This is a genomic window from Mesorhizobium sp. KR1-2 (assembly GCF_040045035.1).
Lineage (GTDB): Bacteria > Pseudomonadota > Alphaproteobacteria > Rhizobiales > Rhizobiaceae > Pseudaminobacter.
Genome location: NZ_JBDZDS010000001.1, coordinates 448,656 through 474,069, shown reverse-complemented (window position 1 = coordinate 474,069; position 25,414 = coordinate 448,656). Strand labels below are relative to the sequence as shown.

At 63.6% G+C, this 25,414-nt stretch carries 29 protein-coding genes and 1 riboswitch; of the genes, 8 read left to right on the top strand and 21 right to left on the bottom strand.

Annotated features, from left to right (window positions below; all coding sequences use genetic code 11):
• The first annotated feature begins 133 nt into the window (after positions 1–133).
• Together ABLE85_RS02305 and ABLE85_RS02300 are read left to right on the top strand one after the other, a co-directional pair.
• On the top strand, positions 134–940 hold the full coding sequence (locus ABLE85_RS02305; protein WP_348791058.1) for a protein-disulfide reductase DsbD domain-containing protein: 807 nt from the start codon (positions 134–136) through the stop codon (positions 938–940).
• A 78-nt stretch (positions 941–1,018) separates the two neighbouring features.
• On the top strand, positions 1,019–1,504 hold the full coding sequence (locus tag ABLE85_RS02300; RefSeq protein ID WP_348791057.1) for a peroxiredoxin: 486 nt from the start codon (positions 1,019–1,021) through the stop codon (positions 1,502–1,504).
• Between the two features lie 16 nt (positions 1,505–1,520).
• On the opposite strand, the gene rnhA is transcribed toward ABLE85_RS02300, so the two are convergent.
• The 11 genes from rnhA to coxB all read right to left on the bottom strand — a co-directional run bounded on the left by rnhA (position 1,521) and on the right by coxB (position 10,570).
• Positions 1,521–2,012 carry a ribonuclease HI gene (gene rnhA, locus ABLE85_RS02295; protein WP_348791056.1) on the bottom strand — a complete coding sequence of 164 codons (492 nt, stop codon included), beginning with the start codon at positions 2,010–2,012 and terminating at the stop codon, positions 1,521–1,523.
• Complete coding sequence (locus tag ABLE85_RS02290; RefSeq protein ID WP_348791055.1) at positions 2,009–2,971, bottom strand: homoserine kinase; 963 nt, start codon at positions 2,969–2,971, stop codon at positions 2,009–2,011. Before ABLE85_RS02290 ends, rnhA begins: the two co-directional genes overlap by 4 nt.
• Positions 2,971–3,981, bottom strand: a complete 1,011-nt coding sequence (gene ispH / locus ABLE85_RS02285; protein WP_348791054.1) for a 4-hydroxy-3-methylbut-2-enyl diphosphate reductase — start codon at positions 3,979–3,981, stop codon at positions 2,971–2,973. The genes ABLE85_RS02290 and ispH overlap by 1 nt, the downstream gene beginning before the upstream one ends.
• A gap of 71 nt (positions 3,982–4,052) precedes the next feature.
• The gene (locus tag ABLE85_RS02280; protein ID WP_348791053.1) at positions 4,053–4,811 is read right to left on the bottom strand and encodes an SURF1 family protein; all 759 of its coding nucleotides are present in this window, start codon (positions 4,809–4,811) and stop codon (positions 4,053–4,055) included.
• Positions 4,808–5,206 (bottom strand): DUF983 domain-containing protein, encoded by a 399-nt coding sequence (locus ABLE85_RS02275; protein ID WP_348791052.1) that lies wholly within the window; start codon positions 5,204–5,206, stop codon positions 4,808–4,810. Before ABLE85_RS02275 ends, ABLE85_RS02280 begins: the two co-directional genes overlap by 4 nt.
• Before the next feature lie 100 nt (positions 5,207–5,306).
• Positions 5,307–6,197 carry a cytochrome c oxidase subunit 3 gene (locus ABLE85_RS02270; protein WP_348791051.1) on the bottom strand — a complete coding sequence of 297 codons (891 nt, stop codon included), beginning with the start codon at positions 6,195–6,197 and terminating at the stop codon, positions 5,307–5,309.
• A 1-nt stretch (position 6,198) separates the two neighbouring features.
• Positions 6,199–6,834 carry a cytochrome c oxidase assembly protein gene (locus ABLE85_RS02265; RefSeq protein WP_348791050.1) on the bottom strand — a complete coding sequence of 212 codons (636 nt, stop codon included), beginning with the start codon at positions 6,832–6,834 and terminating at the stop codon, positions 6,199–6,201.
• Positions 6,835–6,842: 8 nt separating this feature from the next.
• On the bottom strand, positions 6,843–7,001 hold the full coding sequence (locus ABLE85_RS02260) for a hypothetical protein (RefSeq protein WP_348791462.1): 159 nt from the start codon (positions 6,999–7,001) through the stop codon (positions 6,843–6,845).
• 2 nt (positions 7,002–7,003) lie between these two features.
• Positions 7,004–7,948, bottom strand: a complete 945-nt coding sequence (locus tag ABLE85_RS02255) for a heme o synthase (RefSeq protein WP_348791049.1) — start codon at positions 7,946–7,948, stop codon at positions 7,004–7,006.
• A gap of 71 nt (positions 7,949–8,019) precedes the next feature.
• On the bottom strand, positions 8,020–9,669 hold the full coding sequence (gene ctaD / locus ABLE85_RS02250) for a cytochrome c oxidase subunit I (protein ID WP_348791048.1): 1,650 nt from the start codon (positions 9,667–9,669) through the stop codon (positions 8,020–8,022).
• Between the two features lie 37 nt (positions 9,670–9,706).
• A complete protein-coding gene (gene coxB / locus ABLE85_RS02245; protein WP_348791047.1) occupies positions 9,707–10,570 on the bottom strand; it encodes a cytochrome c oxidase subunit II in 864 nt (287 codons plus the stop codon).
• A gap of 386 nt (positions 10,571–10,956) precedes the next feature.
• Between coxB and ABLE85_RS02240 the strand changes: the two genes are divergently transcribed.
• The 4 genes from ABLE85_RS02240 (at position 10,957) to ABLE85_RS02225 (ending at position 15,111) form a co-directional block, all read left to right on the top strand.
• Entirely contained in the window at positions 10,957–11,520 is a 564-nt protein-coding gene (locus ABLE85_RS02240) for an invasion associated locus B family protein (protein ID WP_348791046.1), read from the top strand.
• Positions 11,521–11,664: 144 nt separating this feature from the next.
• Positions 11,665–13,077 carry a metalloprotease TldD gene (tldD, locus tag ABLE85_RS02235; RefSeq protein WP_348791045.1) on the top strand — a complete coding sequence of 471 codons (1,413 nt, stop codon included), beginning with the start codon at positions 11,665–11,667 and terminating at the stop codon, positions 13,075–13,077.
• Positions 13,078–13,273: 196 nt separating this feature from the next.
• Entirely contained in the window at positions 13,274–14,368 is a 1,095-nt protein-coding gene (locus tag ABLE85_RS02230) for a Fic family protein (protein WP_348791044.1), read from the top strand.
• On the top strand, positions 14,368–15,111 hold the full coding sequence (locus ABLE85_RS02225) for an NAD-dependent deacylase (protein ID WP_348791043.1): 744 nt from the start codon (positions 14,368–14,370) through the stop codon (positions 15,109–15,111). The genes ABLE85_RS02230 and ABLE85_RS02225 overlap by 1 nt, the downstream gene beginning before the upstream one ends.
• Positions 15,112–15,120: 9 nt before the next feature.
• Here ABLE85_RS02225 and ABLE85_RS02220 read toward each other — a convergent pair whose 3' ends face one another.
• The 3 genes from ABLE85_RS02220 to ABLE85_RS02210 are packed head-to-tail and all read right to left on the bottom strand — an operon-like array spanning position 15,121 to position 17,475.
• The gene (locus tag ABLE85_RS02220; protein WP_348791042.1) at positions 15,121–16,362 is read right to left on the bottom strand and encodes a class I SAM-dependent RNA methyltransferase; all 1,242 of its coding nucleotides are present in this window, start codon (positions 16,360–16,362) and stop codon (positions 15,121–15,123) included.
• The gene (locus tag ABLE85_RS02215) at positions 16,359–17,120 is read right to left on the bottom strand and encodes a TlyA family RNA methyltransferase (RefSeq protein WP_348791041.1); all 762 of its coding nucleotides are present in this window, start codon (positions 17,118–17,120) and stop codon (positions 16,359–16,361) included. The genes ABLE85_RS02220 and ABLE85_RS02215 overlap by 4 nt, the downstream gene beginning before the upstream one ends.
• A 55-nt stretch (positions 17,121–17,175) precedes the next feature.
• Positions 17,176–17,475 (bottom strand): hypothetical protein, encoded by a 300-nt coding sequence (locus ABLE85_RS02210; protein ID WP_348791040.1) that lies wholly within the window; start codon positions 17,473–17,475, stop codon positions 17,176–17,178.
• Positions 17,476–17,708: 233 nt separating this feature from the next.
• Between ABLE85_RS02210 and ABLE85_RS02205 the strand changes: the two genes are divergently transcribed.
• Positions 17,709–18,173, top strand: coding sequence for a GNAT family N-acetyltransferase (locus ABLE85_RS02205; RefSeq protein ID WP_348791443.1), 465 nt, complete (start codon positions 17,709–17,711; stop codon positions 18,171–18,173).
• A gap of 16 nt (positions 18,174–18,189) precedes the next feature.
• Here the strand turns inward: ABLE85_RS02205 and dxs are convergent, their stop codons facing one another.
• From dxs to ABLE85_RS02175, 6 genes are all read right to left on the bottom strand, one after another.
• Entirely contained in the window at positions 18,190–20,103 is a 1,914-nt protein-coding gene (gene dxs / locus ABLE85_RS02200; RefSeq protein ID WP_348791039.1) for a 1-deoxy-D-xylulose-5-phosphate synthase, read from the bottom strand.
• Positions 20,104–20,205: 102 nt separating this feature from the next.
• On the bottom strand, positions 20,206–21,126 hold the full coding sequence (locus tag ABLE85_RS02195; protein ID WP_348791038.1) for a pirin family protein: 921 nt from the start codon (positions 21,124–21,126) through the stop codon (positions 20,206–20,208).
• Positions 21,127–21,257: 131 nt separating this feature from the next.
• Positions 21,258–21,647 carry a type II toxin-antitoxin system VapC family toxin gene (locus ABLE85_RS02190; protein WP_348791037.1) on the bottom strand — a complete coding sequence of 130 codons (390 nt, stop codon included), beginning with the start codon at positions 21,645–21,647 and terminating at the stop codon, positions 21,258–21,260.
• Positions 21,644–21,901 (bottom strand): type II toxin-antitoxin system prevent-host-death family antitoxin, encoded by a 258-nt coding sequence (locus ABLE85_RS02185; RefSeq protein WP_348791036.1) that lies wholly within the window; start codon positions 21,899–21,901, stop codon positions 21,644–21,646. The genes ABLE85_RS02190 and ABLE85_RS02185 overlap by 4 nt, the downstream gene beginning before the upstream one ends.
• Before the next feature lie 81 nt (positions 21,902–21,982).
• Entirely contained in the window at positions 21,983–22,234 is a 252-nt protein-coding gene (locus ABLE85_RS02180) for an exodeoxyribonuclease VII small subunit (protein ID WP_348791035.1), read from the bottom strand.
• 4 nt (positions 22,235–22,238) lie between these two features.
• Positions 22,239–23,165 (bottom strand): histone deacetylase family protein, encoded by a 927-nt coding sequence (locus ABLE85_RS02175; RefSeq protein ID WP_348791034.1) that lies wholly within the window; start codon positions 23,163–23,165, stop codon positions 22,239–22,241.
• A 223-nt stretch (positions 23,166–23,388) separates the two neighbouring features.
• A riboswitch (cobalamin riboswitch) is annotated at positions 23,389–23,569 on the top strand.
• A 48-nt stretch (positions 23,570–23,617) separates the two neighbouring features.
• On the opposite strand from ABLE85_RS02175, the gene bluB reads away from it, so the two are divergent.
• The gene (gene bluB / locus ABLE85_RS02170) at positions 23,618–24,349 is read left to right on the top strand and encodes a 5,6-dimethylbenzimidazole synthase (protein WP_348791033.1); all 732 of its coding nucleotides are present in this window, start codon (positions 23,618–23,620) and stop codon (positions 24,347–24,349) included.
• A gap of 6 nt (positions 24,350–24,355) precedes the next feature.
• Here the strand turns inward: bluB and ABLE85_RS02165 are convergent, their stop codons facing one another.
• A complete protein-coding gene (locus ABLE85_RS02165; RefSeq protein WP_348791032.1) occupies positions 24,356–25,339 on the bottom strand; it encodes a hypothetical protein in 984 nt (327 codons plus the stop codon).
• Positions 25,340–25,414: the final 75 nt, after the last annotated feature.

Genomic DNA, 25,414 nt, shown 5'->3' with positions numbered 1-25,414 from the left:
GTTTTTTCCACACATGAAAGATAGGCCCCGGTGGAAATGAGGAACGGCGATTCGAATGGTCTCACGCAAAAATGATGCCGGCGTGCGCCCAGCCTTGGTTGCGCAACTCTGTGGTTCAGATCAAATCGCAGTCATGAAAACCATCGCAACCGCAGCACTCTCCCTTCTCGCCGCCGCAACCTGGAGCGGCCCTGCCTTCAGTTCCTCGACCGACTGGGTCGAAGCGCAAGGCGGCCAGGTGCGCCTCGTGACCAGCGGCGTTCCCGATGACCAGGGCCGGCTCAAGGGCATGCTAGACATACATCTGGATCCTGGCTGGAAGACCTACTGGCGCGATCCCGGTGAAACCGGCGTGCCGCCTTCCTTCGACGTTTCTGCAAGCAGCAATGTCGCCGCGGCGGAAGTCAGCTTCCCCGCCCCGCAGCGCCACGACGACGGCTATTCGGTCTGGGCCGGCTACGACCGCTCCGTCGCGCTGCCGATCACGTTCCATGTCGCGGCGCCCGGCCAACCGGCAATGATCGAGGCCGACGTCTTCATTGGCATATGCGAGACGATCTGCATCCCCGTTCACGCCAAGCTGGCGCTCGATCCCGCTAGCGACCCCGACAATGCAGGCGACGCCGCCGGCATCTCAGCCGCGACGGAGGCGCTGCCCAAGGCGGCTCGCCCGGACTTCGGCGTCCACGTCGTGAGCCAGGACGAAAAGAAGCTGCTGGTCGAGGCGGTCCTCCCCGGCGATGCGACCTCGGCCCAGTTCTTCCTGGCCGGCGGCGACGGCTACACCCTCGCCACGCCGCAACGGGAGGAAAAGGATGGCAAGACGCTGTTCTCGGTGGAGATTCTCGACCGGCCGACCGCAAAACCCGCGGCAGGCGGGCTTCATTACACGCTCGTTGCCGGCAACGATTCGGTAAGGGGCCTCCTCCCCTATCCCTGAAACTTCGCCCCCGTGGTTGCCCGCGGGGCGATAAGGCGTTACCGGGCTTGGATAGTGACTCGAACTGTTGAGGGATGCATGACCATTTCCGTTGGCGACAAATTGCCCGACGCCACTTTCAAGACCATCACCACCGAAGGCACCAAGACCGTCACGACCGGCGACGTCTTTTCGGGCAAGAAGGTCGTGCTGTTCGGCGTACCGGGCGCTTTCACCCCGACCTGCAGCAACAACCACCTTCCCGGCTATCTCGAAAACCGTGACGCCATCGTCGCGCGCGGTGTCGACACCATCGCCGTGGTGGCGGTCAACGACCATTTCGTGATGGACGCCTGGGCACGTTCCACCGGCGCCGACGGCAAGATTCTGTTCCTGGCCGACGGCAATGGCGATTTCGTCCGCGCCGCTGGTCTCGACACGGATCTCACCGGCGGCGGGCTCGGCATCCGCTCGAAGCGCTTTTCGATGATCGTGGACGACGGCAAGGTGACGGCGCTTAACATCGAGGATGCACCCGGCCAGGCCGTGGAATCGGGCGCGGCAAAGCTGCTCGAGCAGCTTTGACAATATCAGGCGCGCGTCAGCCCTTGTCGGCGCGCGCCTTGTCCGCCGGAGCACCCGGCGCCTGCGACTTCTTCTTGAACGGCTCCATCCCCATGCGGGCCAGTTCGTCGGCGCGCTCGTTTTCGGGGTGGCCGGCATGGCCCTTCACCCAGTGCCAGTTCACCGTGTGGCGGCGGTTGGCTTCGTCCAGCGCCTGCCAGAGCTCGCCGTTCTTCACCGGCTTCTTGTCGGCCGTCTTCCAGCCATTCCGCTTCCAGCCATGGATCCATTTGGAGATGCCGTCCATGACGTACTTGCTGTCGGTGTAAAGCTCGACCGCGCACGGCTCCTTGAGCTCGTTCAGGCCCGAGATCGCCGCCATCAGTTCCATGCGGTTGTTGGTGGTCTCCGCCTCGCCGCCTGAAAGCTCCTTGGTCACGCCTTTGAAGCGCAGGATCGCACCCCAGCCGCCGGGCCCGGGATTGCCCGAGCAGGCGCCGTCGGTGAAGATCTCGACCGATTTCCTCATTTCAGACCATATTCGGATGGCGACTTGATCTGCCTGTGGAACCGCACTTTGCGGATGAACTCCATCGGGTCGCGCTTCTGGACCAGCGCCCCGTCGGGGATCGTCAGCCAGTCGTAGAGCCGCGTCAGCATGAATCGCAGCGCCGAGCCGCGCGCCAGGATCGGCATCGCCTCCTTCTCCGCTTCGCTCAGCGGCCGCACCGACTGATAGGCGGCAAGCAGCGCGGCGCCCTTGGTCAGGTTGAAGGAATTGTCCTTCTCGAAGCACCAGGCGTTGAGGCACGTCGCCAGATCATAGGCGTAGAGGTCGTTGCAGGCGAAATAGAAGTCGATCAGCCCCGACAGCTTCTCCCCCAGGAAGAAGACGTTGTCGGGAAAGAGATCGGCATGGATGATGCCGGCCGGCAAATCCTTCGGCCAGGAGCGCTCAAGTTCGGCGAAGTCGGCATCCACCTCCGCCGTCAGCCCCGGCTCGACCTCGTCGGCGTGGTCGTGCGAGCCTTCCCACAGCTTGCACCAGCCGGTCATGTCCAGCGCATTGGGGCGCGACATGGGAAAGTCCATGCCGGCCAGGTGCAGGCTTGCCAGCGCCTTGCCGACCTCGCGGCAATGGGCGACGGTGGGCCTGCGCATCCACATGCCCTCCAGGAAGGTGATCACGGCCGCCGTGCGTCCCGCCAGCACGCCGGTGACGCTGCCGTCGCACCGGTGCACCGGCAGCGGGCAGGAGATGCCCTTGCGCGCCAGATGCTCCATCAGGCCGAGGAAGAACGGCAGGTCGTCCTTGTCGACCCGCTTCTCGTAGAGGGTCAGGATGTAGGAGCTGCTGGTGGTGTGCAGCAGGAAGTTGGAATTTTCCGATCCTTCGGCGATGCCCTTGTAGGAGAGAAGCTCGCCGATCGAATATTCCTTGAGAAAGGCCCCGAGCTCGCTCTCGGAAACGTCCGTGTAAACCGCCATCACACGGTTCCGTTGACAAATGCCATGTCAGACGGTGTCAGCTCGACATCGCGCAGCACGCTCATGACCGGGAAATTCTCCGTTTCCGTTGCCGTCACCGCCAGTTCGACCGACACGTCGAAGCGCTCGCGGAACGCGTTGATGATTTCGTCGACGATGATCTCCGGCGCGGATGCCCCCGCAGAGAGGCCAAGCGTCGAAATGCCGGCGATTTCATCCCACGGAATCTCGGAGGCGCGCTGCACCAGAAGCGACATCTTCGCGCCGGCCCGTTCGGCGACCTCCACGAGCCGCTTGGAATTGGACGAGTTGGGCGCTCCGACCACCAGGAAGAGATCGGCGCCCGACGCCGTTTCCTTCACGGCCTCCTGGCGATTGGTGGTGGCGTAGCAGATCGATTCGGCCGAAGGCGCCATGATCGCCGGGAAGCGCTGCTGCAACGCATGGATGAGCCCGGCCGTGTCCTCCACCGAAAGCGTCGTCTGGGTCACGAAACCCAGCGCTTCCGGGTTTTCGGGCACGAAGGCGGCAATGTCGGCTTCCGTCTCGATGAGGGTCACCGAGCCCTCGGGCAGTTGCCCCATCGTGCCGATCACCTCCGGGTGGCCAGCATGGCCGATGAGCAGCACATGGCGGCCAAGCCGCTGATGGCGCATGGCCTGCTTGTGCACCTTGGAAACCAGCGGGCATGTCGCGTCGAGATAGAAGAGATTGCGCTCCTGCGCGTCGGCCGGCACCGACTTGGGCACGCCATGCGCCGAAAACACGACCGGGCTTTCGCGATGCTCGGTCGGAATCTCGTGCAGTTCCTCGATGAAGACGGCGCCGAGATTCTGCAGCCCCTCGACCACGTAGCGGTTGTGCACGATCTCGTGGCGCACATAGACCGGCGCGCCGTATTTCTTGAGGGCCAGCACCACGATCTGGATGGCGCGATCAACGCCCGCGCAGAACCCTCGCGGCTGGCAGAGACGGATCGTCAGGGGCGGCTTGGATAAGGCTTCGGGCATGATCTCGGGTCTTCCTTCTCGTGCCGAAATGATGTCTGCACCCTGCTCCTGTCAAGGGTGCAGGCGTCGCCTCAACCGGCTTTGCGCCGCGAGCGCCAAAGCCACATGCCGAGCACGCCGGCAAGCGCCGCCGCCAGCCCGTACCATGTGACGGCGTACTGGAGGTGGTCGTTGGGCAGGTCGATGATGGTCACGCCGCCGATCGGCAGCCCACCCGGGTTGGGCGTCTTATCCGCATCGATGAAGAACGGCACCAGCTTCGCGTCAGCGGGAAGGCCCGCCGTGGCAGCCATGGCGTCGCGGTCCTTCCAGAAGAAAATGTTTTTCGCCAAGTCGTTGTCGGGGACGAGGCTGGAAGGCTTTTCTGCCAGCGGATTCCGCGCCAGGCCGACGACGGTCACCTGGCCCTCAACCTCCCCCCTCTCCCGCTTGTGCGGGTCCTTCAGGTCGTAGGGCACGAAGCCGCGATTGACCAGCACGAAGCGGCCGTCGGGGAGCCGCATCGGCGTGTAGACAAAGTAGCCCGCATCGCCCTGATGGGTTGCGAAGAAATGGCGCTCGCCCCCGTGCAGGAACTCGCCGGTCACCGTCACCGGCCAGTAGTCGACGTCGCCCGTCGCCGCGAACTTGGCCTCTATCTCCGAAAGCGGCAGCGGCGCGGAGTGGCTGCGCTCGGTGATCGTGGCCAGAAGCGCCTCCTTCCACTGCAGCCGCTGCACCTGCCAGGTGCCCAGCGCGATGAGAACCGCGAAGGCGACGAGGCCGAGGATCACCGCGAGCCACCGTGCGGACGCTTTCGCCGGGGAACGCGCTGCCGAAGGTTCGCTCATCTCTGGTTCTCCAGCCGCCCTTCAGCGGCCTTGTTGCGATATTGCAGCGTGATCAGCAGGCCCTTGATCAGCCGCAGCGCGGTGAGGCTGAGCACCACCGTCAGCGGAATCCAGAGCAGGAAGTGCACCCAAAGCGGCGGGTTCAGCGACACCTCCATCCACAGCGCGAGGCCGACGACGATGAAGCCGATGATCAGGATGACGAATACGGCCGGCCCGTCGCCTGCATCGGCGAAGGAATAGTCGAGGCGGCAACTGCCGCAGCGCGGCGCCACGGTCAGGAAGCCGGAGAAGAGCTTGCCCTCGCCGCAGCGCGGGCAGCAGCCCCGCAGGCCCGCAGAGATAGGTTCCACCGGCGGCCAGGTGGCCAGATCCTCGTTGGTCGGCTGCGTCATGCTGGTTCTCCGTCTTGGCGCGCGCCCGCACCATGTCTCCGAAAAAGACAAGGCGACCGTGTTGCCACGGCCGCCTTCGTTTCTAGCAGATCATTGCGGCTCAGTCGGTGCCCGCAATCGTCGCACCCACCGACGCCCAGACATAGATGCTGGCGAAGAGGAACAGCCAGACCACGTCGACGAAGTGCCAGTACCAGGCAGCCGCCTCGAAGCCGAAGTGCTGCTTGGGCGTGAAGTGGCCACGCATGGCGCGCAGCAGGCAGACCAGCAAGAAGACGGTGCCGATGATGACGTGGAAGCCATGGAAGCCGGTCGCCATGAAGAAGGTGGCGCCGTAGATGGAGTCCTTGAAGTTGAACGGAGCGTGCATGTACTCGTAGGCCTGCACGAAGGTGAACAACACGCCCAGGCCGACCGTGATTGCCAGGCCGTTGACCAGGCCCTTGCGATCGCCGTGCAGCAGCGCGTGGTGTGCCCAGGTCACGGTCGTGCCCGACAGCAGCAGGATGATCGTGTTGTAGAGCGGCAGGTGCCAGGGGTTCAGAACCTCGATGCCCTTCGGCGGCCACACGCCACCGGTGAACTCGGTGCGGAGATACTGGTGAGCTTCGCCCGGGAACAGGCTGGCGTCGAAGAAGGCCCAGAACCAGGCGACGAAGAACATCACCTCGGAGGCGATGAACATGATCATGCCGTAGCGCAGGTGCAGCGACACCACGCGGGTGTGGTGGCCTTCATGCGCTTCCTTGATCGTGTCCGACCACCAGGAGAACATCGTGTAGAGCACGATCGCGACGCCGATGGCGAAGATCCAGTAATGGGCGTGGGCGAGGTCCAGTCCCAGGAACGGGAAGCTGCCCTGCTTCATGTACTGCATCCAGGCAACGCCGCCGATCGCCATGACGAGCGCACCGAGCGAGCCGATGAACGGCCACGGGCTAGGATCGATGATGTGATAGTCGTGTTGTGGTTTTGCGTGCGCGTCTGCCATATCAGCCCCCGAGGTTTCCTTCGGTGTTGTCGTTTGTCTTGAGGTTTTCAGCCTTCGGCGTCGAAGCCACCGGCTTTTGCCCCTCGATCGGGAAAAAAGTATAGGAAAGTGTGATCGTCTTGACGTCCTTCAGTTCCGGAACGTTGACGATGTCGGGGTCGACGTAGAAGACCACCGGCATGTCGAGCGTCTCGCCCGGCTTCAACGTGGTGTCGGTGAAACAGAAGCACTCCACCTTGTTGAAATAGGCCCCGGCCAGATCCGGCGTGACGTTGAACGTCGCCCTGCCGGAGGTCGGCTTATCGGACATGTTCGTCGCCGTATAGTGCGCCTGCGCGGTCTCGCCGATCTTGATCGTCATGTCGCGCGCCACCGGACGGAACTTCCAGGCCAGCCCGCCGGACGTGTTGGCGTCGAAGCGGATCGTGACCTTCTGGTCGAGGACGCGGTCGGAATACTGCTCGACACGCTGCGTGGTGCCGCCGTAGCCGGTCACCTTGCAGAACATCGAATAGAGGGGAACCGCCGCATAGGACATGCCGACCATGCCGCCAATGAAGGCCAGGCAGACGGCAGCCACCACCTTATTGGACTTTGCGGTCTTCTGATCGTTGGTCGACACGGTTTCGCGGTTCATGGCGGCCCTCACATCGCTCCGTGCAGAATCGACGGGCCGAACTTGATGATGGTCGCGACGTAGAAGATCACGACGAGCAGGGCAAGCCCGAGCCCGATGGCGATCGAACGGCTGCGTTGCGCCTTGCGCTGGCTTTCGGTGAGGGTCACCGTCTCGTTCTCGTTCATGGTCATACTCCCGGCATCGCGAGCACATGCTCGACGACGCTATCGGTCAGGTAAGCTGCGAAGATAACGAACAGGTAGAGCAATGAATAACCGAACAGTGCCTTGGCCGGCTTCATGGTGCGGTCGCTGTCGGGCATGACCAGCACCTTCCAGGCATACCAGATGAAGCCAAGGCCGAGCGCGATCGCGACGACGCCATAGGCCAGGCTGGTGAAGCCGAGAAGCCAGGGTAACACGCCCACGGGGGCGGTCAGTAGAGTATAGGCGAAGATCTGCCTGCGGGTGGAGGCTGCACCGGCGACGTTCGGCATCATCGGGATGCCCGCGCGCTCGTAGTCCCCGGACTTGAAGAGAGCCAGCGCCCAGAAATGGGGCGGCGTCCACAGGAAGATGATGAGGAAGAGGATGATGCTTTCGAGGCTCACCGAACCGGTTGCGGCAGCCCAGCCGACGACCGGCGGGAACGCACCGGCGGCGCCGCCGATAACGATGTTCTGCGGCGTCCAGCGCTTCAGCCAGATCGTGTAGATCACCGCATAGAAGAAAATGGTGAAGGCGAGCAGCGCGGCCGAAACCCAGTTGACCAGCACGCCCAGCGTCATCACCGAAAGCAGGGAAAGGACCAGGCCGAAGGCCAGTGCCTCGCGGGGCAGAACGCGTCCTGACGGCACCGGCCGCTTGGCGGTGCGCGTCATGACGGCGTCGATATCGGCGTCGTACCACATGTTCAGCGCGCCGGAGGCGCCTGCACCGATGGCGATGGCCAGGATGGCCACGACGGCGATGAAAGGATTGATCGACACGGGCGCGGCCATCAGGCCGACAAAGGCCGTGAACACGACGAGCGACATCACCCGCGGCTTCAGCAGCGCGAGGAAATCGCCGGCGGTCGCTTCCGACAAGCGGATGCCGCCTTCGTCCAATGTTCTCTTTTCAACCAGGGCCATGCCTAACCAGTCCACTTTTCGTTCGCTCGAAACCGCCGACGAGCGGCGGTTTCGAAGTTTTCATGGTGCCGTTACTTGATGCGCGGCAGCTGTTCCCACTGGTGGAACGGCGGCGGCGAAGACAGCTGCCATTCCAGCGTGGTCGCACCATCGCCCCACGGGTTGGCGCCGGCGACGCGCTTCTTGGCGAATGCCTCGAACACGCCGAACAGGAACACACCCACCGCGAAGGCCGAGATGTAGGAGCCGTAGGACGACACCTGGTTCCAGCCCGCAAAGGCATCCGGGTAGTCGATGTAACGGCGCGGCATGCCGGCCAGACCCAGGAAGTGCTGCGGGAAGAAGATCATGTTCACGCCCACGAAGGTGATCCAGAAGTGGGCGTTGGCGATCACCGGCGAGTACATGTAGCCGGTCATCTTCGGGAACCAGTAGTACCAGGCCGCGAAGATGGCGAACACCGCACCCAGCGACAGCACGTAGTGGAAGTGCGCGATCACGTAGTAGGTGTCGTGCAGCGAGCGGTCGAGGCCGGCGTTGGCGAGCTGGACGCCCGTGACGCCACCGACGGTGAACAGGAAGATGAAGCCCACTGCCCACAGCATCGGCGTCTTGAAGGAAATCGAGCCGCCCCACATCGTGGCGATCCACGAGAAGATCTTCACGCCCGTCGGCACCGCGATAACCATCGTGGCGAACACGAAGTAGCGCTGCGTGTCGAGCGACAGGCCGGTGGTGTACATGTGGTGAGCCCACACGACGAAGCCGACCGCGCCGATCGCGACCATGGCGTAAGCCATGCCGAGGTAACCGAAGATCGGCTTGCGCGAGAAGGTCGCAATGATGTGGCTGACGATGCCGAAGCCCGGCAGAATCAGGATGTACACTTCCGGGTGACCGAAGAACCAGAACAGGTGCTGGAACAGGATCGGGTCGCCGCCGCCTTCCGGCGAGAAGAACGCCGTGCCGAAGTTACGATCGGTCAGCAGCATGGTGATGCCACCCGCCAGAACCGGCAGCGACAGCAGCAGCAGGAAGGCCGTGATCAGCACCGCCCAGGCGAACAGCGGCATCTTGTGCAGCGTCATGCCCGGAGCGCGCATGTTGAAGATGGTGGTGATGAAGTTGATCGCACCAAGGATCGACGAAGCGCCGGCGATGTGCACCGACAGGATCGCCAGGTCCATTGCCGGCCCAGGCTGACCCGAGGTCGCATAGGGCGGATACATGGTCCAGCCGCCGCCGACGCCATGGCCACCGGCCGGACCGGGGACGAAGAACGACATCAGCAGCAGGATGAAGGCCGGAACCAGCAGCCAGAACGAAATGTTGTTCATGCGCGGGAATGCCATGTCCGGCGCACCGATCATGATCGGCACCATCCAGTTGGCGAAGCCACCGATCAGCGCGGGCATGACCATGAAGAAGATCATGATCAGGCCGTGCATGGTGGTGAACACGTTGAACATCTGCTTGCCGGCATCGATCGCGGCATCCCCCTCGACGCCGTAGACCATCGACGCAAGGCCGTGGAAGATCTGGATACCCGGCTCAGCCAGTTCCCAGCGGATCATCACCGACAGGAAGCCGCCGATCAGGCCCGCGATGATCGCGAAGATCAGATAAAGCGTGCCGATATCCTTGTGGTTGGTCGAATAGAGCCAACGAACCAAGCCTTTCGGCTTGTGATCGTGGCCGTCGTGAACTGCAGCGCCTGCCATGTTCCGCTCCATTCCTAAATTCTGTCCGGACGCGGCATCAATTGCCGGCGGCCGCCACCTTGTTGGTGGTTTCAATTTCAGCCATCAGTGCCTTGTTGGCGCCGTCGAGATTGGACTTGGCCGTGGCAACCCAGGTTTCATACTGCTGCTCGCTGACGACGCGAACCGCGATCGGCATGAAAGCATGGTCCTTGCCGCAGAGCTGCGAGCACTGACCGTAATACAGACCTTCCTTGTTGGCCTTGAACCAGGTCTCGTTGATGCGACCCGGCACCGCGTCCATCTTGACGCCGAAGGCCGGCACGGCGAACGAGTGGATCACGTCGCTGGCGGTGATGAGGACGCGAACGACCGTATTGACCGGAACGACGATCTCGTGATCGACGGCCAGAAGGCGCGGATAGAGAGTGCGGTCTTCCTTGCCGGCGGCAGCGCGGTCGGCGTCTTCCAGAATCGCCGAGTTAAAGGAGAAGGCGTCGGCGGTCTGGTATTCGTAGTCCCAGTTCCACTGGTTGGCCGTGGCCTTCACGGTGACCTTGGCCTCTTCAGGGGGCGAGTACTGAGCGGTGAGCAGCTGGAACGACGGAACGGCGAGGAACAGCAGGACCACGACGGGTCCGACGGTCCAGATCACCTCGATCAGCGTGTTGTGGCTGGTCCGCGAAGGGTTCGGGTTTGCGGCGGCGCGGAAGCGCAGAACGCAGTATGCCAGAAGCAACACCACCAAAAGCGTGATCGGCCCCATGAACCACAAGGTGTAGTGCTCGAACCAGGTAATCTGCTCCATGATGCCCGTGGCAGCGGGCTGGAACCCGGTCTGCCAAGGCGTTGGTGCCGCATAAGCCGCGGCGGTGGCGAAAAAGGCTGCCGCAGCGCCAGCACTTGCAAGGATTTTTCTCATCGCCCTCTTTGTCTCCCAATTTCGTGCTTTCAGGTCGCACGAATAAAAAAGCGCATCGGGACGGGAATCCCGATGGTCCTAGCGTGGGTTCAAACCATACTCTCTTTCCGTCCGCAAGGAAGGAGCACAAGAACCTGTGCGGCATTTTTGCGCGCAGCCACGGATATGCCGTATTTTTTCGTTTTCCCACAGGGAGCAGGAAGCGGCGGAGCAGGCCCGCACCTCGGCCAAGTGGGCGCTTTCTGCCGCCAAGTTTCGCAATCGATCGGTACGAATTTGGCTTGGAAAATCGCGCAAACTGCCGCAATTGTTTGGGCCGGCCATCCTGTTGCCTTATAGATTCAATTGTCACGGTCCGTCTTGCCGCGATTCGAAATGGAGCCATCATGACCTCTCGACTTTCGGGTACCTTGGCGAAGGTCGTTCTTTTCGCCGCCCTTGCCGGTTCGATCGTTCCGGCGAGCGCGCAGCAGCCTGCCCCGGAGCAACAGCCCCAGGCACAGCAGGCGCCCAAGCCGCAAGGCGGAACAGTGCGCTCCACCCACGGCGCCTGGTCCATCATCTGCGACACGCCGGCTGGCGCGACCGCCGAGCAGTGCGTGATGATGCAGAATGTGATTGCCGAGGACAGGCCCGAGATCGGCCTTTCGGTGGTCGTGCTGCGCACGGCCGACAACAAGGCTGAGATCCTGCGCGTTCTCGCGCCGCTCGGCGTGCTCCTGCCCAACGGGCTGGGCCTCAATATCGACGGCAAGGACATTGGCCGCGCCTATTTCGTGCGCTGCTTCGGTGACGGCTGCTACGCAGAGGTCATCCTCGAGAAGCCGCTGCTCGACACGCTGAAGTCCGGCACCTCGGCCACCTTCATCGTCTTCCAGACGCCTGAGGAAGGCATCGGTATCCCTGTCGACCTGAAGGGCTTCAACGACGGTTTTGCCGCCCTGCCCTGATGGCAGCGGCGGAATTGGCACGGACGGGATAGGGGCGCAAAGCCGCCCCGCACCTTCTTTGCCAACCATTGGCGCATTGCCGAAAGCCGTCGGCACGCCTACATCGTGGGTCGAATGTCATCTTCCAAACGAGGCGGACCCGCCATGAACAGCCTTCTCGGCCAATTCGACATCTCCGAAGACCAGATCCGTCGCATCGTCTCCGAAACCATCGGCGGCGCGGACGACGGCGAGCTCTTCCTCGAATATAGCGAGAGCGAGTCGCTGATGTTCGACAACGGCCGCCTGAAGACGGCCAACTTTAACACCGACCAGGGGTTTGGCTTGCGCGCCGTTGCCGGTGAAGCCACCGGCTACGCCCATGCCAGCGAATTGTCGGAAGCTGCATTGCGCCGCGCCTCCGACGCCGTATCCGCTGTCAAAGGCGGCTATTCCGGCACGCTTGCCGCGGCGCCCGCGCGCACCAATCGCCATCTCTACAGCGAGGAGAACCCGATCCCCTCGCCCAGCTTCGAGGCCAAGGCCAAGCTTCTGCAGGAGATCGACGCCTGGTTGCGCGCCAAGGACCCGCGCGTACGGCAGGTCACCGCCGCGCTCACCTCATCCTGGCAGCATGTCGAGATCATGCGCCCCGACGGCCATATGGTGCGCGACGTACGCCCGCTCGTGCGGATGAACGTCTCCGTTGTGGTTGGCGAAGGCGACCGCCAGGAAACCGGCTCCTACGGCATGGGCGGCCGCAAGGGTTTTGGCGAGTTCCTCGCCGAGGACAGCTGGAAATTCGCCGCCGACGAGGCGCTTCGCCAGGCGCTGGTCAACCTCAGGGCCATCCCCGCTCCTGCCGGCACCTTTGACATCGTGCTCTCCAGCGGCTGGCCGGGCGTGATGCTTCACGAGGCGGTCGGCCACGGGCTGGAGGGCGACTTCAACCGCAAGAAGACCTCCGCCTTCGCCGGCCTGATGGGCCAGCAGGTTGCCGCCAAGGGCGTCACCGTCGTCGATGACGGCACCATCGCAGAGCGCCGCGGCTCACTGACCGTCGACGACGAGGGCACGCCCAGCGCCCGCAACGTGCTGATCGAGGACGGCAAGCTCGTCGGCTACATGCAGGACCGCCAGAATGCGCGCCTGATGGGCGTGGCCGCCACCGGCAACGGCCGGCGCGAATCCTATGCGCACCAGCCCATGCCGCGCATGACCAACACTTATATGACTGGCGGCGACATGGCGCCGGAAGAGATCATCGCGTCGGTCAAGCGCGGCATCTATGCCGTCTCCTTCGGCGGCGGCCAGGTCGACATCACTTCGGGCAAGTTCGTGTTCGGCTGCACCGAGGCCTACATGATCGAGGACGGCAAGGTGACCCAGCCGATCAAGGGCGCCATGCTGATCGGCAATGGCCCCGACGCCATGCACCGCGTCACCATGGTCGGCAACGACATGAAGCTCGACCCCGGTATAGGCATGTGCGGCAAGGGCGGCCAGGGCGTGCCGGTGGGCGTGGGCCAGCCGCATCTGCGCATGAACCAGATGACCGTCGGCGGCACGCAGGCCTGATCCGTCCCACCTCTATAATTAAAGTTTTGAGGACAAAACTTTAATTCCCAAGGCCGCTATTGAAGGCGACTTGAATCACTCTGACTGAGATTATAGTTTCTACGTTCAAACTATAATCTCAGTCGGTTGCGCTATGAATCCCGTGGAATTCTCCAACTCTCCCAGTGGACGACTTGTTCCCGCAATAGGTGGGCAGATGGCGTTCGCACCCAATCCACTGCCGCCTGAAATCGATTATTCCACTCTCGCCTTGCCACTGGCAGAGGCGATGCAGGCAATTGGTGAATTGAACGGCGCAGGGCGAGGACTTGCCAATCCGGCGCTCGTCATCCGGCCCTTGCAACGCCAGGAGGCCCTGCTGTCTTCTTCGATGGAGGGAACCTATACGACGGCCAACGCTCTTGCCATCGCCGAAGCCGGTGCGGAAACGGACGTTGACGATTCGACAATAGAGGTCCGAAACTATCTGCGCGCATTCGAACTCGCCGACCGCTTGCGTCAGGAAATCCCAATCTCGAACCGATTGATCAAGCAGACACATGCTATGCTTCTCAGCGGTGCGCGACGGGAAAGAGGTGCACACAAGCGTCCGGGAGAATACAAGGACCAGCAGAATTTCATCGGCGGTCGAAATCGGCAGATCGAAAATGCCAGATTCATCCCACCGCCGCCGGCGGAAACAGAAATCGCGATGGCGGCACTGGAGCGTTACATAAATCGCGACCAACGCGGCAACACGCCGGCCATCATCGATGCCGCCCTGTTTCACTACCAGTTCGAAACGATCCATCCCTTTGCCGATGGCAACGGCCGGGTCGGGCGAATACTGATCCCTATCTTCCTGATGCAGGAAAACGTCCTTGAACGTCCCCTGCTCTATCTCAGTCCAGCTGTCGAGGGCCGAAAGGACGACTATGTCGACCTCATGCTGGCCGTGTCGCGCGACGGCGACTGGAATGGATGGCTGCGCTTCTTTCTAGAAATGGTGACCAGTTCCTGTCGCTCCGCCTGCCGTACGTTGTCCGACCTCGAGAATCTGCGGCACGATATGCGAAGCCGCGTTACTAATGCAGGCGGCAGTGCACGCGACGTAATGACGATCGATGACCTCTTTGTGACGCCTGTCTTGTCCATTCCGCGGCTTGCCGAGAGGCGTGGGGTTACATATCCAGCGGCCAAGGCTGCCGTCGAACGGCTGATCGCTCTCGGCATTCTTGCCGAGGTTGAGAGCACCTCGAATCCGAAGCTCTTCATCTGTTGGCCGGTTGTTCATCTCAGCGAGGGTAGATAGTGGGCGCTCCCAACTCCATCGTCATCCTCACCGGCGCCGGCATCTCGGCCGAATCGGGCATCGACACCTTCCGCGACACCAACGGCATCTGGTCGAAGGTCGATTACCGAGACGTCGCGACGCCCGAGGGTTTTGCCCGCAATCCTGGGAAGGTGCACGCCTTCTACAACGAGCGCCGACGCGGCCTGCTGCGCGTCCGGCCCAATGCAGCGCATGAGGCGCTGGGGCGGCTCGAAGCGGCGTTCGGCGGCTCCTTCCTGCTGGTCACGCAGAACATCGACGACCTGCACGAAAGCGCCGGTTCGCGCCGCCTCCTCCACATGCATGGCGAGGTGAACTCCGCGCTTTGCGAGGCCTGCGGCAAGCGCTCCCGCTGGTCGGGCGACATGTCGATCAATTCGCAGTGCCCGCATTGCGGCACCGTCGGCCGCATGCGCGTCGACGTCGTCTGGTTCGGCGAGATGCCTTACCACATGGACCGGATCGAAGCCGCGATCGCCGCCTGCGACCTGTTCGTCTCCATTGGTACCAGCGGCAACGTCTATCCGGCGGCCGGCTTTGTCGAGCAGGCAAGGCTGGCCGGCGCCCATACTGTCGAGCTCAATCTCGAACCCTCCGAAGGCTATTCGAGCTTCAACGAAGCAATCTATGGCCGGGCGACCGAGATCGTGCCCGAATTCGTCCGCCAGTTGCTCGCGGCTGAAGTCGACGCAGCCTTCGAGCGCATCAGCCCGCTACCGTAGCGCCCCGCTCTACCGCCGCTTGCGCGGCTTCTCCAAAAGCGCCACCGCCTCGACATGCGGCGACCAGAGGAACTGGTCCACCGGCGTCACGCTCGTCAGCTTATAGCCGCCGTCGACCAGAATACGCAGGTCGCGCGCCAGCGTCGCCGGATTGCACGACACGGCCGCCACCAGCGGCACGTCCGATTTCGCGATCTGCTTGCACTGGTCCTCCGCACCGGCGCGCGGCGGATCGAAGGCCAGTCCATCATAGGCCGCGAGTTCCTTGAAAGTCAGCGGCCGGCGGAACAGGTCGCGCTTTTCAACCACCACCCGCTTCAGCCCGCTGCCGAAGCGAAAGCCCCGGTCGAGTGCGGCGAGTGCGGCCGCATCGCCTTCCACCGCATGTACCTCGGACTTCGTGGCCAGCCGCAACGCGAAAGCCCCTGCCCCGGCAAACAGGTCCACCACCTTCTTCGCCTTCTTCAGGTGTCCGCACACAAGCTCCGCCATCACCGCCTCTGCCGAGGCCACCGCCTGCAGGAAGCCGCCGGGCGGCGGTGCGACCGACACCTCGCCAAACGACACCAGAGGCTTCTTCGGCTCCACCACGATCTCGCCGTCCACCGACACACGCGCCAGCCCCTCTCGAATCGCGAAGGCCGAAATCGCCATGCGCGCCTTGTCCTCCAGCTTGCCAGCATCCTGCGCGGCAATGTCGAGGCCCGACTCGGTGTGGGTGACGGTGAGGTGGAATGCCTGCGTCGTGTGGCAGATCAGGGCGGCCAGCCGTCGCAGCATGGGAAGCGCGTCTTCGATCTGCGGCTCGACGATCGGACACTCCTCGATGTCGATGATGTGGTGCGAATGAGCGCGATTGTAGCCCAAGAGCATGCCGGCCTCGGTACGACGCACCGAAAAGGTGGCGCGGCGGCGCGAATGCGGCGCGCAGGGCACCGTCGCCGCCACCTCGACATCCAGGCCGCGGCTCTTCAGCGCCTGCACGATCTTGCCGCGCTTCCAGTCCAGATAGGCCTGAGGCTCCAGATGCTGCAGCGCACAGCCGCCGCATTCCGTGAAATGCCGGCAGGCGGGTTCGACGCGCAGCGGCGATGTCTCCAGCACAGCCATGAGCGTGCCGCGGTCCCTCTCGCGGGCGGCCGTCACTGTCTCGCCGGGCAGCGCAAAGGGAATGAAGAGCGGGCCCTGCGGCGTGTCAGCGACGCCGTCGCCTTGCGCGCCGAGGCGTGCGATCTGGAATTTTGTGCTCATGCCTTCACTCCGGCCAGCAGGAATTCGCGGTTGCCGTCGCCGCCTTCGATCGGTGATGGGCAGAGGCCCAGCGCCCGCCAGCCGGGCTGGCTGCCAAGCCATTCGGCAAGCGCCTCGGCCACCGCCGGCCCATCCGCCGGGTTCTTCAAAATGCCGCCCTTGCCTATTGCCTCGCGGCCAGCCTCGAACTGTGGCTTCACCAGGAAAATACCATGCGCTCCGGCCCGTGCCAGCGCCAGTGCCGGCGGCAATGCGAGCTTCAGCGAAATGAAGCTGACATCGGAGACGATCAGGTCGAGCGGGCGGCCCTCCAGCACCTCGGCGGTCAGGTCGCGGGCGTTCAGGCCCTCCACGCAGGTCACGCGCGGATCGCTACCCAGGCGCTCATGCATCTGGCCGTGGCCGACATCGATCGCGGTCACATGCGCGGCGCCCCGCTCCAGCAAAACCTGCGTGAAGCCGCCGGTCGAGGCGCCGATGTCGAGCGCGTTGCAACCGCGCGCAACGATGCCGAAATGGTCGAGCCCGGCAATCAGCTTCAGCGCCGCGCGCGAGACATAGGCCTGCGCGGGGTCCGCCACCGTAATGACTGCAACATCGGGGACGGCCTGCCCGGCCTTAGTTGCGACCACGCCGTCGACGCTCACGGTACCGCGCTCCACGGCGTCGCGCGCCCGCGAGCGGCTGGCAAAGAACCCGCGAGCCACCAGCGCCTCGTCGAGGCGGCGGCGTGTGTCCTGTTGTTGTTCGGCTTTCATCGGCCTTCATTGGCGAAAGCCGGGACGGAAGGCAAGCGCGGCGCGCTTGCGGGCGTCAAAAGGCGATGATGACCCGCGAAATCTTGCGCTCGGACACCGGGTGACGGCCGTCGGCGAAGCGGCGATTGAGTTCGGTCCGCTCGGTTTCCAGGGAGGTGTGGTTGCTGGCGGAATCATCCGACAAGATCACGAATTCCGGCTTGCGGCGGAAGGCAAAACTGCCCCTGAGCTCGCCCATCCTGCTGGCGACGATGTCCATCACCGCCTGTTCGAGTTTCACGTCGTAGCGCGTCTCGGCCGCCGCCGGTGTCATCGATGCGGCCAGCAATACCGCCCCCGTCGGAAGAATTTTCATGAAGCCCCCCTGCCTGGGGAGAGCTTTTAGCGGCAGGCCGCTAAGAATCGGCCAAGAAAAAGGGTAAGCAAAGCTCCAAAAGGCAGCGTAAACAATCGGTTAGGATTCGGATTAACCATTTCTGCCGAGCAACCAAAGATACATTGCTGGTCCAGGGCGATTATGGCCTAGGCGCGACGGCCGTCATCGATAATAGTTGCCGTCATCACCAGCAACAGTCACGGCGGAGACCAATGAGCATTCGGATTGCAGCAGAGGATCCTGGAACTGACGAGATAGTAGCGCTGCTGGAGGCGGGCGAGGCCCATGCGGCAGCCCTATATCCCGCCGAAAGCAACCATTTCCTGAGCATCGACTCGCTGCGCGCGTCCAATGTCAGTTTCATCGTCGCCCGAGACGATGAAGGCGACGCGGTCGGAACCGGCGCCGTATCCATCAACGACGGCTGGGCGGAACTCAAGCGGATGTGGGTTGTTCCCTCAGCCCGCGGCAAGGGAATTTCTAAGGTGCTTCTTCTCGACCTTGAAGACCGCGCCAGGAATGCCAGCGCGCAGTGGCTACGCCTCGAAACCGGCATTTTCAGCCATGAAGCGCTGGGGCTTTATGAACGGACAGGCTTCGTGCGCTGCCCTCCCTTCGCGGACTATCTGCCCGATCCAAACAGCGTCTTCATGGAGAAGCGCCTGGCGGCCGGCTGATCCGCCGCGCTCTGCCTTAGGCGGTGGCAGAACGAATGGAGTGGCCAAGCGCCGCAAAAACCGTGCGCACGATGCCGGCGGTATCAAGCCCGGCGTCGGCATACATCTTCTCGGGCTTGGCGTGGTCGGTGAACTCGTCTGGCAGCACCAGCGGCCTCACCTTCAGGCCGGAATCAAGCAGGCCTTCCTTGGCGAGGAAGTGCAGCACATGGCTGGCGAAGCCGCCGATCGCGCCCTCCTCCACCGTCAGCAACACCTCGTGCGAGGTGGCGAGCCGGCGCACCAGATCCTCGTCCAGCGGCTTGGCGAAGCGCGCGTCGGCCACGGTGGTCGAAAGCCCGGCTGCGCTCAGTTCCTCGGCCGCCAACAGGCAATCCTGCAGGCGCGTGCCGAACGACAGCAGCGCCACCTTGGTGCCCTCGCGCAGGATACGGCCCTTGCCGATCTCCAGCACCGAGCCGCGCTCGGGCATCTCCACGCCCACGCCGTTGCCGCGCGGGTAGCGGAAGGCGATCGGGCCTTCGTCATAAGCGGCGGCGGTGCGCACCATGTGGCGCAGTTCCGCCTCGTCGGCGGCAGCCATCACCACAAAGTCCGGCAGCGTGGCCAGATAGGTGGTGTCGAAGGCCCCGCAATGGGTCGGCCCATCGGCGCCGACGAAGCCGGCGCGGTCGACGGGGAAGCGCACCGGCAGCTTCTGGATCGCCACGTCGTGCACCACCTGGTCGTAGGCGCGCTGCAGGAAGGTGGAGTAGATCGCAGCGAACGGCTTCAGGCCCTCGGTTGCAAGCCCGGCCGCGAAGGTCACGGCGTGCTGTTCGGCAATGCCGACATCGAAGGTGCGGGTCGGGAAAACCTCGCCGAACAGGTCGAGGCCGGTGCCGGAAGGCATGGCGGCGGTGATGGCGACGATCTTCTCGTCCTCGCGCGCTTCCTGAATCAGGCTCTGCGCGAAGACCTTGGTGTAGCTCGGCGCATTGGCTGGCGCCTTGGCCTGCGCGCCGGTGATGACGTCAAACTTGTTGACGCCGTGATACTTGTCGGCCGCGGCTTCGGCCGGGGCGTAGCCCTTGCCCTTCTGCGTCACGACATGGATGAGCACCGGCCCGTCGCCATTGTCGCGCACGTTCTTCAGCACCGGGATCAGGTGCTCCAGATTGTGCCCGTCGATGGGGCCGATGTGGAAGAAACCCAGTTCCTCGAACAGCGTGCCGCCAGTCACGTAGCCCCGCGCATGCTCCACTGCGCGGGTGATCGCGCGGTCGACGCGGGCGCCAAGATAGGAGGTCAGCTTCTTGCCGAGATCGCGAATGCCCTGATAGGCGCGGCCCGAGCCGAGACGCGCCAGATAGGCGCTCATCGCGCCGGTGGGCGGCGCGATCGACATGTCGTTGTCGTTGAGGATGACGATCATGCGCGAGTTCAGCGCGCCGGCATTGTTCATCGCCTCATAGGCCATGCCCGCCGACATGGCGCCGTCGCCGATCACGGCGATGACATTGTTCTTGCGCCCGGCCAGATCGCGAGCCACGGCCATGCCGAGGCCGGCCGAGATCGAGGTCGACGAGTGGCCGGTGCCGAAGGTGTCGTATTCGCTCTCGGCGCGCTTGGTGAAGCCCGACAGCCCGCCCTCCTGGCGCAGCGTGCGGATGCGGTCGCGGCGGCCGGTGAGAATCTTGTGCGGATAGGCCTGGTGGCCGACGTCCCAGAGGATGCGGTCATCCGGCGTGTCGAACACATAGTGCAGCGCCACCGTGAGCTCGACGACGCCCAGGCCGGCCCCGAGATGCCCGCCGGTGTGCGAGACGGCGTCGATCAGCTCGGCGCGCAATTCCGAAGCCAGTTGCGGCAGGTCGCTTTCGGGCAGCCGCTTCAGGTCCGCAGGAATGCGCACCGTATCCAGCAGCGGCGTTTTGGGCGGCAAAGTCACGAGATTCAGCCTGTCTAATCGATCAATATCGGCTTCGGAGATAGAGTGTCGTTGCCAGAAAGTAAATGAGCGCGGGCAAGATGTGTCCTTATGCCCGCAAACTCAGCGCTCGGGCAAAGGTATGAATTCCTTCTCGTCGCCAGGCACGATGTCGAATCGGCCAGTCTTCCATTCTTCCTTGGCCTGCTCGATGCGCTCCTTCGACGAGGAAACGAAGTTCCACCAGATGTAGCGCTGCGAGCCCAGCGAGGCGCCGCCGAACAGCATGAAATGCGCGCCCTCGTCGGCCGACACCACGATCTCGTCGCCGGGGCGGAACACCAGCAGCCGGTCGGGCGGGAATCGGTCGCGCAGGACCGTGACATTGCCTTCCAGCACATAGATCGCGCGCTCTTCCGCGTCGGCCGGAATGCGGATCTTCGCGCCGGGCTCCAGGCGCACATCCACATAGAGCGTGTCGTGGTAGACGGTCACCGGCGAGCGATGGCCCTCGAAGTCGCCCATCACCACGCGCACCTTTGCGCCATCCGCATTGAACTCGGGCAGCGAGGTATTGGCCGTGTTTTCGAAGCCCGGTGCCATTTCCTCCTTGTTGTCGGGCAGCGCAATCCAGGTCTGCAGGCCCGAGATCGAGGTCGGCGCGCTGCGGATCTCCTCCGGCGTGCGCTCGGAATGGACGATGCCGCGCCCGGCCGTCATCAGGTTGACGTCACCGGGCGAGATGACCATCTCGGTGCCAAGCGAATCGCGGTGCCGGATCTGCCCGTCGAACAGATAGGTCACGGTCGAGAGGCCGATATGCGGGTGCGGGCGCACGTCCAATCCATGCCCTGCCCGCAGAATCGCCGGGCCCATGCGGTCGAAGAAGATGAAGGGACCCACCAGCCGCCGCCGGGCGGTCGGCAGCGCGCGGCGAACCTCGAAGCCGCCAAGGTCCTTGGCGTTGGCGATCACCATCAGTTCGAGGGCATCGCAGGAATAGGCGTTGCCCAGTTCGGGATCGGGTGCGGGAAAGAAGCTCATGGTAACCTCCAATCGGCGGCAGTCGTTCAGCCTTTGCTTAGAGGCTACGCCGCGACAGACGCGGCCGAAAGACCGCTCCGCCGAGACGGTTTGTTCAACGAACGACCTGCTTGAGGCGTGTTTGCATCAGCCTACCACGTTATGACGGTATCGCTATAGGCGACGACCAGCGGGTCGCGAGAGACAAGCCGCATCGGCTCCGAAAGCGCCTGGGCCACGAGCAGCCGATCGAAGGGGTCAGCATGCAGAAGCGGCAAATGATCCACGCCAGCGGCATGTTGGGCACTCACGGCAAGCAGCGCGAAATCCGCCCGCTCAAAATAGTCGATAGCTTCAGTTCCGGAAAACGGCGGAGCGTTTCGCTTCTTGAGCTTGAATTTGATGGCAATCTCCAACACGCTGACCGCCGAAACGAAAACCTCGTTCGAGCTATCCTCAAGCAGTTGCTGAATTTCGCCGGAAAGCAATTCAGGCTGGGTAAGCGCCCAGATCGCCACATGGGTATCGAGCAGGAGCCTCAATCGTCCGAACCGTAGAACAGCGCGGCGATCTCGTCATTGGTCGAATTGAGGTCTTCGAGCGACATCGGCGGGTATTTGCCGGCAAGCAGCCCCAGCCGGACGCCCTTCTTTTCCTTGGCTCCCTCAAGAGGCACCAGCTTTGCCGCCGGCTTGCCGTTGCGCGCGATGATGATTTCGCTTTCGGCGCCGCTTTCGACCGCCTCCACCAGCCGCGAGAGGCTGCTCTTGGCTTCCAGCATGTTCACGGTCAGCATCTTCGCAGCCCTTCTTAGCCAGACCTAGCTAAGATAAGTCTGAAAGATCCCGGAATCAACGCGCCCCGACGCGCCCGCAGCCTACTCGCCGTCGAGCGGTTCTGCTCCCACTGGCTTGCCGTCGCGCGACAGGCGGATCTTCTCCACCTTGTCCTCGGCCGCCTTGAGCAGCCGGTCGCAATGTGCCTTCAGCGCCTCCCCGCGCTCGTAGATGCGGATCGACTGGTCGAGCGGCACGTCGCCGCGCTCCAGATGGTCGACGATGCTCTCCAGCGCTTCCAGCGCCTGTTCGAAGCTCATCGCCTTGATGTCGTCATTCGGTTCGGAGTCCATCAATTCATCCTTTCATCAGGCGCTTCACATGCGCCGCGACCGAGAAAGACAGGCCCTGCAGGTCATAGCCGCCCTCGAGCAGGCTCACGATGCGATTGTTCGCATGGCGCGCCGCGCGGTCCATGAGCTGGCCTGTCGCCCAGTCGAAGTCCTCTTCGGTCAGATTGATCTGTGCCAGCGGGTCGCGATGGTGCGCGTCGAAACCGGCCGAGATGATGACCAGGTCCGGGCCGAAGGCATCGAGCGCCGGAAGCACGCGTGCGCGGAACGCTTCGCGGAACAAGTCGCCGCCGCTCTCCGGCGACAGCGGCGCGTTGACGATGTTGCCCGCGCCGGTCTCGTCCTTGGCTCCCGTGCCCGGATAGAGCGGCATCTGGTGCGTGGAGCAGAACAGCACGCTCGGATCACTCCAGAAGATGTCCTGCGTGCCGTTGCCGTGGTGCACGTCCCAGTCGACGATGGCAACACGCTCGGCACCAAATTTGCGCTGCGCGTAGCGGGCCGCGATCGCGGCATTGTTGAACAGGCAAAAACCCATCGCCGTCGTCTTCTCGGCATGGTGGCCTGGCGGGCGCGCCGCCACGAAGACATTGTCGGCCTTGCCGGTGAACACGTCGTCCACCGCGGCATTGGCCGCGCCGATCGCCGTCAGCGCCGCCTGCCAGCTCTTGGGGCTGACCGTGGTGTCTGGGTCGATGCCCACGAGCCCCTCCTCGGGGATCGCCGCGCGAATCCTGTCCACGAAGCTCTCGGGATGGGCGAAAAGGATCGTCGCCTCGTCGCCCTCCGGCGCCTCGACGCGCACGAGGTCCGAAAAGGCCTCGTCCTCCAGCACGCGCGCGATCGCGCGCAGCCGGTCCGGGCGCTCCGGGTGCCCCGGCGGCGTCAGGTGCTCGAGATAGATAGGATGCGAATAAAGGCGCGTGGTCATGCCGGGCAGCTTATCAGCAATGGCGCGCGTCGCCACGCACTACCTGCCGAAGCCTGGGGAAAATCGTTCTTTCTCCAAAGTCCATGTCGCATGGCGAGGATGGACCGCCAGCCATTTCGCGATAGTGTCGCCGCGCTGCAAGGTGCCCGCCTTAGAGCATGATCCCGAAAAGTTACAGACTTTTCGGACAAGATCATGCTCCAGAAACTGGGAGCAAGATGGCGTTTCAAGGAGAAGCCATCGCGCTCTAAGGCGGGAGAATCGGGAACGCGGTGCAAATCCGCGGCGTGCCCAACGCTGTAAGGGGGACCGCATCGGTAGATGCCACTGTTCTGCGGAACGGGAAGGCGCCGATGGCGGGACGAACCCGAGCCAGAAGACCGGCCAGGCAGAAATAGTCGTCCGCATGGTCAGGCGGAACGATGCCGAGCCTGTTCGCAAGGGGAAACGCGATGCCGGCAAGCAGCCATCCTATGCCCGAAAACGCCTTCGAAGACGCCGCGCGCGAGGCGGTCTACCGCGCCATCTTTACGCGCCGCGACGTGCGCAGCCATTTTGCGCCCGAGCCGCTGGACGACGCCGTTCTGGCGCGTCTCCTGCTGGCCGCCCATCACGCGCCGTCAGTCGGCTTCATGCAGCCATGGAACTTCATCGTCATCAGGGACATGGAGCGACGCGAGCGGGTGCGCGACCTGTTCCTCACCGCCCGCGAGCAGGAACTGCACGCCATCGCCGCCGAGCGGCAGGCGCTCTACCGCAAGCTGAAGCTCGAAGGCATTTGCGAAAGCGCGCTGAACCTCTGCATCACCTGCGACCGCCGGCGCTCGGAAAACTCGCCGCTCGGCCGCTGGCACAACCCGCAGATGGACCTCTACAGCACCGTTTGCGCGGTGCAGAACCTCTGGCTCGCCGCGCGCGCCGAGGGCGTGGGGATAGGCTGGGTCAGCATTCTTGACGAACAGGCGCTGAAGGAGCTTCTCGGCATTCCCGAGCATGTCGCGCCGATCGCCTATCTGTGCGTCGGCCGTGTCTCGCAGTTCGCGCCGAAGCCGGATCTCGAAGCAAGCGGCTGGGGCAATCGCCTGCCCCTGCCCGAGCTCATCATGAGCGAGGCCTTCGGTGGCGCCGGAGAAACCTTACTCAAGGAAACCGTAGCCAGTGAATCCCTGTCCTGGCGACCCTGAGCATGCTTAGCGAGCCTGCTTGGCCGGCTGCCATGCCGCCCCGCCAGCCGAGCCCAGCGCCTTGTCCTTCAGCTCGCGGAACTTGCCCGATGCCTCGGCCAGCCGGCGATCCCAGTCCGGATTGGGCACCTGCCCTTCGATAGTCTTGAAATAGACCTGCATCAGCGAGGCGATGGCGAAGGGCTCGATCAGCGCCGCCTTGATGGCCCAGGCGAACACGATCGCCAGCACGAAGGCCCAGCCCGCCAGTTGCCCCGGCATCATGTAGAGGATGGCTGCCGCCGGCGTCAGCATCATCAGGAAGATGACGAAGGTCAGGCCCCACATGACGATCGCAAGCCACACGGCGTTCTTGACCATGGTGCCGGCGTTCTGCGCGTAGAGGACGACGCCCTGGCGCGCGGTCTCGTAGGGGCTGTGGCTGTCGAGGCGAATGTTGTAGGCGAGGATGATCTCGTCGACATAGGTCAGCGACAGGCGAATGACCGCGTTGACGAACTTCACCAGCCCGTCGAGCCCGGGAATGGGGAGGAAGGCCGCGATGCCACCGATCAGGCCGGTGATCGCGGCGATGGCGCCCTTCACCAGTTGGTCGAGCACGAAGAGAATATTGGCTTCCGCAAAGCGCGTGGTCACAACCTCCCGCGCATAGGAGATCTGCCCCTGGCCGCTGGGCACTCCGTGCCCGTCCAGTAGCCGAACCATGACGGCGATGTGGCCTGCCTTGACGATGTACAGGATGTATTCGCGGATCCAGTAGACGATCAGCGACACCAGGCCGAAGCTGATAATGCCGCCCCAGATCGACAAGGTGGCGGGACCGTCCTCGCCGCCGAAGATGTGGCCTGCGCCATAACCGACGCCAGCTCCGGCGCCTGTCGCAAGCACATATGCCGCGGTGATTGCAAAAAACACGATCATGCGAAAGACGATGAAGGGCCATGTCTTCATCATCATCGACAGCGTCTTGCCGATATCGAAGTCCCACATGCAATAATCCCCCCAAGACAGGCAAATTTAGCATGTCCTGAGGGGAAATATTGTCAAGCGTCTGCCGCGCGGCAG